At 61.6% G+C, this 1,692-nt stretch carries 2 protein-coding genes; one reads left to right on the top strand and one right to left on the bottom strand.

The window, feature by feature from the left end:
• The coding region (gene cpaB / locus EN893_RS32740; RefSeq protein WP_245490944.1) for a Flp pilus assembly protein CpaB at window positions 1-583 on the bottom strand (583 nt) is incomplete at its 3' end.
• A gap of 237 nt (window positions 584-820) precedes the next feature.
• Between cpaB and EN893_RS32735 the strand changes: the two genes are divergently transcribed.
• The coding region (locus EN893_RS32735; protein WP_245490943.1) for an ATP-binding protein at window positions 821-1,692 on the top strand (872 nt) is incomplete at its 3' end.

The following is a 1,692-nucleotide window of genomic DNA, read 5'->3' as shown; positions in this document are numbered from 1 at the left end:
GCACCTTGGCATCGGCGACGACGATCTCGGAGGTGATGGTCGAACCGGCGGCCCCTTGCGCATTCTTGGCCACTTCCTGAATTTCGCCGGCATCGCGCGTCAGCACCACGTCAACGCGGTCACCGGGCGTGACGAAGCCGCCGACGCCGGCTATCTCGTCGGTGCGGATGGTGACCGCCCGCATTCCGGGCGTCATCATGTTGGAAAGCGTCGCGCGGCCATTTGGCCCAGACAGCTTGGTCAGCAGCACCGGTTCGTTGACCTCGATAGGCGACAGCACCACGCGAGTGCCGTCGGCGAGCAAGGCATTGATGGTGGTGAAGGCGCCCTGCGGCACGGCCTCTTGCGACCACGGGATTTCGCTGAGCTGCGCGCGGTCGAGCGCCATGCCGTAGCGCAATGGGGCATTCGCCACCACGATGGTCTTGAACTCGACCTTCGGCACAACAAGTGCCGGGATCGACGACGTCTTCTCTTCGGAATCGGCCTCGGCCTGGCTTTTGACCCAGAAATCCGCGGCAAAGATCGAGATCGCCCCGAAAACGGCGGCGATGCCGATCATCGATATGGCCTTGCCCCTCACGCCTAAACCCCTGATATCAGCAGTTTCTTGTTTTGTTGGGCTCACGCTAGGCCGCATTGTTAAAGAATCAGGAATCTTGCGCGGCGGCATCGGACCTATTTCCGCCAGCTTGGTTATCGAATGGTTTTGGGTTAAGAGGGATCAGATCCCCGAACGGAACAGGAACCTCGGTCGCTTGGCGCTGAAAAGCGTGGCAGTATCGCGAGGTGATTCGCAGCACCGGACCCTATGGCAGGCATGGACGACAACAACGATCTCTTCGGCAATATGGACAAGCAGCCGCAGCCGGTTCGCACACCGGCGCGCCCGGCGGATCCGCTGGTGCAGGCCACCAAGCGTCCTGCCTCAATCAAGGATGGCAGCGAGGGCTATAGCGCTGCCGACATCGAGGTGCTGGAAGGGCTGGAGCCGGTGCGCCGCCGGCCAGGCATGTATATCGGCGGCACCGACGACAAGGCGATGCACCATCTGTTCGCCGAGGTCATCGACAATTCGATGGACGAGGCGGTAGCCGGCCATGCCACCTTCATCGATGTCGAGCTCTCGGCCGACGGCTATCTCGCCGTGACCGACAATGGCCGCGGCATCCCGATCGATCCGCACCCGAAGTTCAAGAAGCCGGCGCTCGAAGTGATCATGACGACGCTGCATTCGGGCGGCAAGTTCGACTCCAAGGTTTACGAGACATCAGGTGGCCTGCATGGCGTCGGCGTGTCCGTGGTCAACGCGCTGTCGGACCATCTCGAGGTCGAGGTCGCGCGGGGACGGCAACTGTATCGACAAAAATTCTCGCGCGGCGTTCCCGTGACCGGCCTGGAGCAACTGGGCGAAATCCACAACCGGCGCGGCACAAAGATCCGATTCCACCCCGACGAGCAGATTTTCGGCAAGGGCGCTGCGTTCGAACCGGCGCGGCTCTACCGCATGACGCGCTCGAAAGCCTATTTGTTCGGTGGTGTCGAGATCCGCTGGACCTGCGATCCGTCGCTGATCAAGGAAAAAGATCAGACACCGGCCAAGGCTGAATTCCATTTTCCCGGCGGCCTGAAGGATTATCTCAAGGCATCGCTCGGCGACGACTTCCAGGTGACTCGCGAAATCTTCGCCGG

Origin of the sequence: Mesorhizobium sp. M7A.F.Ca.CA.004.04.2.1, assembly GCF_004022825.1 — a bacterium.
Classification (GTDB): Bacteria; Pseudomonadota; Alphaproteobacteria; order Rhizobiales; family Rhizobiaceae; genus Mesorhizobium.
Note: the sequence above shows the minus strand (reverse complement) of the source record. Positions and strands in the feature narration are given on the sequence as shown.